This window comes from uncultured Methylobacterium sp. (assembly GCF_964251405.1).
Lineage (GTDB): Bacteria > Pseudomonadota > Alphaproteobacteria > Rhizobiales > Beijerinckiaceae > Methylobacterium.
Window position 1 is genome coordinate 34429 of the sequence record NZ_CAXUJR010000019.1, and the last position, 8583, is coordinate 43011.

At 69.3% G+C, this 8583-nt stretch carries 8 protein-coding genes and 2 pseudogenes; 7 read left to right on the forward strand and 3 right to left on the reverse strand.

Annotated features, from left to right (window positions below; translation table 11 throughout):
- Positions 1–453, reverse strand: a pseudogene (locus ACFE7U_RS05745) (diguanylate phosphodiesterase); the annotation flags it as partial.
- Positions 454–702: 249 nt separating this feature from the next.
- Between ACFE7U_RS05745 and ACFE7U_RS05750 the strand changes: the two are divergent.
- From ACFE7U_RS05750 to ACFE7U_RS05765, 4 genes are all read left to right on the forward strand, one after another.
- Positions 703–924 carry a heavy-metal-associated domain-containing protein gene (locus ACFE7U_RS05750; protein ID WP_375408771.1) on the forward strand — a complete coding sequence of 74 codons (222 nt, stop codon included), beginning with the start codon at positions 703–705 and terminating at the stop codon, positions 922–924.
- A gap of 7 nt (positions 925–931) precedes the next feature.
- Complete coding sequence (locus tag ACFE7U_RS05755) at positions 932–2260, forward strand: aspartate aminotransferase family protein (protein WP_375408772.1); 1329 nt, start codon at positions 932–934, stop codon at positions 2258–2260.
- A gap of 169 nt (positions 2261–2429) precedes the next feature.
- Complete coding sequence (locus ACFE7U_RS05760; RefSeq protein WP_375408773.1) at positions 2430–4103, forward strand: formate--tetrahydrofolate ligase; 1674 nt, start codon at positions 2430–2432, stop codon at positions 4101–4103.
- A gap of 59 nt (positions 4104–4162) precedes the next feature.
- The gene (locus ACFE7U_RS05765) at positions 4163–4870 is read left to right on the forward strand and encodes a spermidine synthase (protein ID WP_375408774.1); all 708 of its coding nucleotides are present in this window, start codon (positions 4163–4165) and stop codon (positions 4868–4870) included.
- A 7-nt stretch (positions 4871–4877) separates the two neighbouring features.
- Here the strand turns inward: ACFE7U_RS05765 and ACFE7U_RS05770 are convergent, their stop codons facing one another.
- Together ACFE7U_RS05770 and ACFE7U_RS05775 are read right to left on the reverse strand one after the other, a co-directional pair.
- Positions 4878–5102, reverse strand: a complete 225-nt coding sequence (locus ACFE7U_RS05770) for a hypothetical protein (protein WP_375408775.1) — start codon at positions 5100–5102, stop codon at positions 4878–4880.
- 112 nt (positions 5103–5214) lie between these two features.
- Entirely contained in the window at positions 5215–5520 is a 306-nt protein-coding gene (locus ACFE7U_RS05775) for a hypothetical protein (RefSeq protein WP_375408776.1), read from the reverse strand.
- 193 nt (positions 5521–5713) lie between these two features.
- Between ACFE7U_RS05775 and zapE the strand changes: the two genes are divergently transcribed.
- The 3 genes and pseudogenes from zapE to ACFE7U_RS05790 all read left to right on the forward strand — a co-directional run.
- Complete coding sequence (zapE, locus tag ACFE7U_RS05780) at positions 5714–6928, forward strand: cell division protein ZapE (RefSeq protein WP_375408777.1); 1215 nt, start codon at positions 5714–5716, stop codon at positions 6926–6928.
- A gap of 274 nt (positions 6929–7202) precedes the next feature.
- The gene (locus tag ACFE7U_RS05785; RefSeq protein ID WP_375408778.1) at positions 7203–7706 is read left to right on the forward strand and encodes a (2Fe-2S)-binding protein; all 504 of its coding nucleotides are present in this window, start codon (positions 7203–7205) and stop codon (positions 7704–7706) included.
- A pseudogene (locus ACFE7U_RS05790) lies at positions 7703–8583 on the forward strand (molybdopterin cofactor-binding domain-containing protein); the annotation flags it as partial. The gene ACFE7U_RS05785 and the pseudogene ACFE7U_RS05790, both read left to right, overlap by 4 nt.

Sequence of the window (8583 nt, forward strand, 5' to 3'; positions counted from 1 at the left end):
GGCCTCGACCGGCGCGCGCCGGGGCTCGGCCTTCAGCCGGGCGAGATCACCGTCCTGCGCGGCGACGATCGCGGCGAGTTCGCGCACGATGCCGCTCAGGAGGCCGATCTCGGCGGTGACTTCCTCGACACTCGCGGAGAGGGCGACGGAATCCGCGGAGGGGGAGGGCGCTGCGATCCCGAGGTGGGCCTGGCCGGTGCGGCCCTGGGGGACGGCGCCGGCTTCGAGGCTCAGCAGGCGCCGGGACAGGAAGTCGATCTCGCCCGAGAGCTTCTCGCATCGCTGCGCCAGGGTCCCGGCCCGCCGGTGGGCCATGAATGTCGCGACGAGGCCGGTGGCGGCGAGCGCGAAGGCGCCGGCGAGCGGGACCAGCACCACGAGCGGTGTCAGGACGAGCAGCCCCAGCAGCACCCAGGCCCACAGGCCACCGCGCCGGCCGACGATCCGGGCCATCAATGATCAACCTCGAACGCAAGCCAAGGACATGCCCCGCGAATCGCGGGATCGTCCATCTTTGCCGCCACGTTGCTCGCTCACAAGACTGCAACGGCAGGTCGCGGACCGATTTTTGCGTGGTGTGGCCGCAGGTTCACGCCCGATCGCTGCGTTTGGGCCTCAGCGAACCATCCAGCGCGGCTTGCATTGCCCGCCGGTCGCGGTGACATGGGCCGCTACGGCGATGGCGGTCCAAGGAGATGCCGGATGGACGCGATGCGGTCTGACCTGCTGCTACGGGTCGAGGGCATGACCTGTGACGGCTGCGCCGCGGCAGTGGCCCGGGCGATCCGTCGCCTCGACCCGGAAGCCGACGTCGCCGTCGACCGCGACCACGCCTACGTGGCCGTGACGACGCGGGCGCACGGCGACAGCCTCGTCGACGCCCTTACCCAGGCCGGCTACCCCGCCAGCCCGATGGAGCCCTGAGAAAGCCATGCGCGCCGTCCCCCCCGGAACCAACGACCTCGATGCCTGGTGGATGCCCTTCACTGCCAACCGCGCCTTCAAGGCAGCCCCGCGCATGATCGTGGGCGCCAAGGACATGCATTATCGCAGCGCTGACGGGCGTCGGATCCTCGACGGCATCGCCGGGCTGTGGTGCTGCAACGCCGGCCATGGCCGCGACGCCATCGTCGCGGCGATCCAGGCCCAGGCGGCGACCCTCGACTACGCCCCGCCCTTCCAGTTCGGGCATGACGGCGCCTTCACCCTGGCCTCGCGGCTGGCGCATCTGGCGCCGGGCGACCTCGACCACGTCTTCTTCTGTAATTCCGGGTCCGAGTCGGTCGACACCGCCCTCAAGATCGCGCTCGCCTATTGGGGTGCGAAGGGCGAGGGCCGGCGCACCCGGCTGATCGGGCGCGAGCGCGGCTACCATGGCGTTGGCTTCGGCGGCATCTCGGTGGGCGGCATCGTCACCAACCGTCGCGCCTTCGGCCTCGGCTTGCCCGGCGTCGACCACCTGCCCCACACCTATTCGCGCGAGCACCAGGCCTTCACCATCGGCGAGCCCGAATGGGGCGCGCATCTCGCCGACGATCTCGAGCGGATCGTGGCGCTCCACGACCCCTCCACCATCGCCGCCGTCATCGTCGAGCCGATGGCCGGCTCCACCGGGGTGCTGCCGCCACCCAAGGGCTACTTGGAGCGCCTGCGCGCGATCTGCGACAAGCACGGCATCCTCCTGATCTTCGACGAGGTCATCACCGGGTTCGGACGCCTCGGCTATGCCTTCGCCGCCGAGCGCTACGGCGTCACGCCGGACATGATCACCTTCGCCAAGGGCGTGAACTCGGGCACCGTGCCGATGGGCGGCGTGATCGCCAGCGCCCGCATCCACGACGCGCTGATGACCGGCCCGCCCGGCACCATCGAGCTCTTCCACGGCTATACCTATTCGGGCCATCCCCTCGCCTGCGCGGCGGCGCTCGCCACCCTCGACATCTATCGCGACGAGGACCTGTTCGGGCGGGCGCGCAAGCTGGAGCCGGCCTTCGGCGAGGCGGTGATGTCGCTGAAAGGTCATCCCGGCGTGCTCGACATCCGCACGGTCGGCCTCGCCGCGGCGATCGATCTGGCCCCTCGGGCCGGCGCGCCGGGCGCACGCGCCTACGAGGCGATGGTGCTCGCCTTCGAGGAATTCGACATCGTCGTCCGTGCCGCCGGCGACACCCTGGCGCTGACCCCACCGCTGATCGTGAGCGCCGACCAGATCGGGGAGATCGTGGACAAGGTCGGCCGGGTGATCCGCGCGGTGGGGTGAGCGTGCAGGAACAGCGATCGTCAGGAATGGATTTTTTCGCCTGCCCTCAAAAAAATCCGATCCGATAAAAGCTTGCCCCGCCTCGCCCTCTGATGCGATCGGTCTAGGTTAGGCGCAACCACGAAGGCCGCACGGTTCAACGCCGGCGGGACGCGACCGGGAGAGATGCATGCCCTCAGATATCGAGATTGCCCGCGCAGCCACGCTGAAGCCCATCACTGAGGTCGCGGCTCGGATCGGCATCCCCGACGAGGCGCTGCACAATTACGGCAAGACCATCGCCAAGATCGACCACGCGTTCATCAAATCCTTGGAAGGCCGCCCCGAGGGCAAGCTCGTCCTCGTCACCGCCATCAGCCCGACCCCAGCGGGCGAGGGCAAGACCACCACGACGGTCGGCCTCAGCGACGGCCTCAACCGCATCGGCAAGAAGACCGTCGCCTGCCTGCGCGAGCCGTCGCTCGGTCCCTGCTTCGGCATGAAGGGCGGGGCGGCCGGCGGCGGCAAGTCCCAGGTCGTGCCGATGGAGCAGATCAACCTGCACTTCACCGGCGATTTCCACGCCATCACCGCGGCCCATAGCCTCGCCGCCGCGCTCATCGACAACCACGTCTATTGGGCCAACGAGCTCAATATCGACGTGCGTCGCATCCACTGGCGCCGCGTCGTCGACATGAACGACCGGGCGCTGCGCTCGATCACGCAGTCGCTCGGCGGCGTCGCCAACGGCTTCCCGCGCGAGGACGGATTCGACATCACCGTCGCCTCGGAGGTGATGGCGGTGTTCTGTCTGGCCAAGGATCTCGACGACCTCGAGGCGCGGCTCGGCCGCATCGTCATCGCAGAGACTCGCGACCGCAAGCCGGTGACCCTGAAGGACGTCAAGGCGACGGGGGCCATGACGGTGCTCCTCAAGGACGCCCTGCAGCCTAACCTCGTTCAGACGCTCGAGGGCAACCCCGCCCTCATCCATGGCGGCCCCTTCGCCAACATCGCGCATGGCTGCAACTCGGTGATCGCGACCCGCGCCGGTCTCAAGCTCGGCGACTACGTCGTCACCGAAGCCGGGTTCGGCGCCGATCTCGGGGCCGAGAAATTCATCGACATCAAGTGCCGGCAGGCGGGCCTCAAACCCTCGGCGGTGGTCATCGTCGCCACGGTGCGCGCTCTCAAAATGCATGGCGGCGTCGGCAAGAAGGACCTCTCCGGCGAGAACCTCGAAGCCCTGGAGAAGGGCTTCGCGAATCTGGCCCGCCACGTCGAGAACGTGCGTGGATTCGGCCTGCCGGTGGTGGTGGGCGTCAACCACTTCTTCGCCGACACGGACGCCGAGCACGCCAAGCTCAAGGACCTCTGCCGCGACCGCCTCGGCGTCCAGGCGATCACCTGCAAGCACTGGGCGGACGGGGGTGCGGGCGCCGAGGAGCTCGCCCACGCCGTCGTCGCCCTGGCGGAAGGCGAGCAGAAGCCGCTGACCTTCGCGTACGAGACCGAGTCGAAGCTCACCGACAAGATCCGCAGCATCGCGACAAAGCTCTACGGCGCGGGCGACATCCAGGTCGAATCGAAGGCCGCCACCAAGCTCGCCCAGTTCGAGAAGGACGGCTACGGGCACTTGCCGGTCTGCATGGCCAAGACCCAGTACTCGTTCTCCACCGACCCGGCCCTGATGGGGGCGCCGTCGGGCCACGTCATCGCGGTGCGCGACGTGCGGCTCTCGGCCGGTGCGGGCTTCGTCGTGGTGATCTGCGGTGAGATCATGACGATGCCGGGCCTGCCCAAGGTGCCGGCCTCGGAAGGCATCCATCTCGACGCCAACGGCCAGATCGAGGGGCTGTTCTAGCCCCGTCCGGCCCGGCCTTCACGAGATCTCCCGGGGAGGCCGGGCGTTAAGGATTTCACGTGAAACCCTGGATTTTGCTCGATACGGCCACGATTCCGGGGAGCGAGGTCGGCTTGCGGCTGCTGCAGCGGGGATCGGAATTCTCGATCCAGCTCGGCCGCACCGAACTCATGAACAGCCGATTAAGCGGCTCCGAGGAGGCCCTCGCCAACCTCGCCTGTGCCCGCATCGGCGCACGACAGCGTGCGACGCTCCTCATCGGCGGGCTCGGGATGGGCTTCACCCTGGCCGCGGCTCTGGCCGCCCTCAAACCCGATGCCCGCGTGGTCCTCGCGGAGCTGGTGCCGGCCGTTGTGGCCTGGGCGCGCGGACCCCTGGCGCCGATCTGCGGCCCTGGGCCGGACGACCCGCGCGTCACCATCCTGGACGAGGATGTGGCCCGCGTCATCCGCGAGAATCCGGGTGCCTACGACGCGATCCTCCTCGACGTCGACAACGGCCCCGAGGGGCTGACGCGGCCCTCCAACGACCGGCTCTACGACGGCAGCGGCCTCGGCGCCGCCTATGGCGCCCTGCGCCCCGGCGGCGTCCTTGCCGTATGGTCGGCCGCTCCCGACAGGGCGTTCAGCGGGCGGCTGCGGCTCGTGGGATTTGCGGTCGACGAAGTCGTGGTGAGGGCCAACGGCAAAGGCGGCGGCGCCCGCCATACGATCTGGCTCGCGACGCGGCCGGGCATGGCGCCCAGGCGCGACGACAAGAACCGGTGACCGAGCGTCAGGCCGACATCTGGGCGCGTTGTTGAACGCGTTCCTGATGCTGCCGGAGACGCTTGAGTCCGTACACGGCCGCGAGGTTGCGACGGGCGGCCTGGACCGGAGGCGCCGTGCGCTCGTCCTGCGCCGCGGCGATGAGGTTAAGGGCGGCAGCCACCGAGCGTTCGAGCCGGGCGGCCTCCGTCGCATTCCCGTCGGCCGACATCCTGTCGTGAATCGAATCCATTGAACCGCCCCTCGTTGGCCCGTTCCGGGCTTTCCTTGAGTCTGGACATGAGGGAGCGGCTTGGCTTCAAGATGGCAGCTTGGCCGTAAGCTGCGGAGCATCGGGCTCAGGCTTAGTCGCGGCCACTGCCTTCGCTGAATCTGTCCTGGCAGGTATAGCCCACGAAACATTTCGGGTCGTCGAGGGTCTGTTCGAAGGCAGGCTTGGGCGTCTCGGGAACCGGGCAGAAGCCGCCGTGGCGTACGAACCGCGCATAGGTGATCGGCCCGGTCGTGAGCACGATGGCGCCATTGCGGGCGACGAGGTCGACCGCCGCGGCGCAGGTCATGGCCGGGGCCGCGGGCCGCCCCTGCGCGATCGCGCCGGACGCGAAGGCGACGATGGCGACCGAGACGGGAAGGAGGCGGATGGTTCCCATCACGCGGTGGTCTCCCCGCCTTGGAATCGAGGCGGTCAGGGTGGAGATAGGCCCGCGCCGTGCTTTCACAATGCACGCCCCGCCATCTTCCGGGTTGCCGCCGATGTTGGGGTTGCTCCGGCCGGACGGGCGCGGCACAGCAGCGGACGGCCGGCATCCACCGCCGATCGACATCTCGAGGGTCGTCACCACCGTGAGTTCCCCGCAACGCCTCACCGGCGCCGATTCCGCTCCCGCCGGTCCGGTCGCCGCGCGCTACGCCGCACTCGTCTCATCGGGCGCCATCGAGCGCGACCCCGCTCAGATCCGCCTCGTCAGGGCGCTCGACGATCTGGCCCAGGTCCTCGAACGACGCAAACGCGCCAAGAAGGGCAGCGCGCTGGGCTGGTTGTTCGGGCGCCGGGACGACGGCGACGGGCCGCCCAAGGGCCTCTACATCTGGGGCTCGGTCGGCCGCGGCAAGACCATGCTCATGGACCTGTTCTTCGAAGCCGCATCCGGCACGAAGCGCCGCGTCCATTTCCACGGGTTCCTCGCCGACGCGCATGAGCGCATCCACGCCCATCGCCAGGCCCTCAAGCGCGGCGAGGCCAAGGGCGACGACCCGATCCCGGTCGTGGCCGAGGCGCTGGCGAACGAGGCGGCCCTGCTGTGCTTCGACGAGTTCACCGTCACCGACATCGCCGACGCGATGATCCTCGGGCGCCTGTTCGCGGCCCTGTTCCGGCACGGCGTCACCGTGGTGGCGACATCCAACGTCGAGCCCGACCGCCTCTACGAGGGCGGTCTCAACCGCGCCTTGTTCCTGCCCTTCGTGGCGGAGCTCACGAGCCGGGTCACGGTGCTCCGGCTCGACAGCCGCACCGATTTCCGCATGGAGAAGCTCGGCGGCGCCTCGGTCTACCACGTGCCGGCGGACGAGGCGGCCCGCGAGGCGCTCGACCGTGCCTTCCGGGGGCTGACGGGCAAGGCCAAGGGCAGGCCGGCGACCATCCGGGTCAGGGGCCACGAGGTCGCGGTGCCTGAAGAGGCGGCCGGAGTGGCGCGCTTCACCTTTGCGGATCTCTGCGCCCAGCCGCTGGGCGCCTCGGACTACATGGCGCTCGCCCGGTCGTTCCACACCCTCATCGTCTCCGACATCCCGGTGATGGGGCCGGATCATCGCAACGAGGCCAAGCGCTTCATCACCCTCGTCGACACGCTCTACGACGGCCACGTCAAGCTCCTGGCCTCGGCGGCGGCCGAGGCGGCGGAGCTCTTTACGGCGAGCGAGGGGCGGGAGGCCTTCGAGTTCGACCGGACGGTCTCCCGGCTCATCGAGATGCGCTCGGCGGAATATCTCGCCCTGCCCCTGGCCCGCGGCAATTCCGAAGGAAGCGGGTCGAGCGCCGGCCTCGTCGAGACCTGAGACACTTCGCCCGCGCCCGAACCGTGCGAAAGGTTACATCGCGAGACTGCCTTTCCATGGTCGCAGGCGCTCGGCCCCCCTCCTCATGTTGCGCTGCGGCATCGCACGGGGCAGATTGAACTTCTTCCAGAGAAGGGACTTCTGCTTGGAGAGGGGCGACGCCGCACGGGCGGCCTCGTCCTCAACGGCCGAACGACCCCGCGATGCGGCCGGCCCGTCCCGACCCCAGGGTGCCGGCTGCGCCTGACCGCTCGATCGAGACAGGACGAGACCGATGATCAAACTCACCGTGAACGGAGCTGAGCGCAGCTTCGACGGCGACCCCGACATGCCGCTGCTCTGGTATCTTCGCGACGAGGTCGGGTTGACCGGCACCAAGTTCGGCTGCGGCATCGCCCAGTGCGGCGCCTGCACCATCCATCTCGGCGGCGCGGCCGTGCGCGGCTGCGTCACGCCGATCTCGGCGGCCGAGGGCCAGGCCGTCGTCACCATCGAGGGGCTGTCGCCGGACGGCAACCACCCGGTCCAGGTCGCCTGGCGGGAACTCGACGTCTCGCAATGCGGCTACTGCCAATGCGGGCAGATGATGCAGGCCGCCTCGCTGCTCACCGAGACTCCCAAGCCCACCGACGCCCAGATCGACGAAGCCATGACCGGCAACCTCTGCCGCTGCGGCACCTATCCGCGCATCCGCGCCGCGATCCATCAGGCCGCCGGCAATGCCGGAACCACAAAGCCCGCCGCCAAGATGCCCGGTTCGAAGGGAGATCGCCTGTGATTCACGACGCAAAAGCGATGGCCGACGCGGCCACCCTCTCCCCCGCTGGCCCCTCGGCGCTCGCCAATGTCAGCCGGCGCGCCATGCTCGGCGGCATGGGAGCGCTCGTGCTCGCCCTCTCGTGGCGCGAGCCGGCCCAGGCGCAGGAGAAGGCCGAGGGCCCCAAAAAGTTCGGCGCCGACGCCATGCCGCATGGCTGGCAGGACGACCCGAAGGTGTTCGTGGGCATCGCGCCCGACGGTACCGTCACGGTGACCTGCCACCGTGCGGAGATGGGCCAGGGCGTGCGCACCTCGGTGGCCATGGTGGTCGCCGACGAGCTCGACGCCGACTGGTCGAAGGTCAAGGTCGCCCAGGCCTGGGGTGACGAGACCCGCTTCGGCAACCAGGACACCGACGGCTCGCGCTCGCTTCGGCACTTCCTGCCGCATCTGCGCCACGCCGGTGCCGCGGCACGGCTGATGCTGGTTCAGGCAGCCGCCAAACAATGGGGAGTGCCGGTCGGCGAGGTGAAGGCCGAGTACCACGTCGTCACCCATGCCAAGTCGAAGCGGAGCTTAGGCTACGGCGAGATCGCGGCGGCGGCGGCGGAGCTGCCGGTGCCGGCCCGCGAAAGCGTGACGCCCAAGGATTCCAAGGCCTTCCGCTACATCGGCAAGACCGAGGGTCGGGCCGAGTCGGGTCGCGGCCAGGTCCATCTCATCGACAACCGCGACATGACCACCGGCACGGCGATGTACGGCATCGATACGCGCCTCGACGGGATGCTCTACGCGCTGGTCGCGAGACCTCCGGTTTTCGGGGGTAAGGTCGCGAGCCTCGACGACAGCGAGGCGAAGAAGGTCCCCGGTGTCGTGAAGATCTTCACGATCCCCGC

What these genes read in the sequence shown, in the direction of transcription:
- ACFE7U_RS05750 (WP_375408771.1), top strand. Translation starts at nt 703, where the DNA reads ATGGACGCGATGCGGTCTGACCTGCTGCTACGGGTCGAGGGCATGACC.
- ACFE7U_RS05775 (WP_375408776.1), bottom strand. Translation starts at nt 5,520, where the DNA reads ATGGGAACCATCCGCCTCCTTCCCGTCTCGGTCGCCATCGTCGCCTTC.
- ACFE7U_RS05760 (WP_375408773.1), top strand. Translation starts at nt 2,430, where the DNA reads ATGCCCTCAGATATCGAGATTGCCCGCGCAGCCACGCTGAAGCCCATC.
- ACFE7U_RS05770 (WP_375408775.1), bottom strand. Translation starts at nt 5,102, where the DNA reads ATGGATTCGATTCACGACAGGATGTCGGCCGACGGGAATGCGACGGAG.
- ACFE7U_RS05785 (WP_375408778.1), top strand. Translation starts at nt 7,203, where the DNA reads ATGATCAAACTCACCGTGAACGGAGCTGAGCGCAGCTTCGACGGCGAC.
- ACFE7U_RS05755 (WP_375408772.1), top strand. Translation starts at nt 932, where the DNA reads ATGCGCGCCGTCCCCCCCGGAACCAACGACCTCGATGCCTGGTGGATG.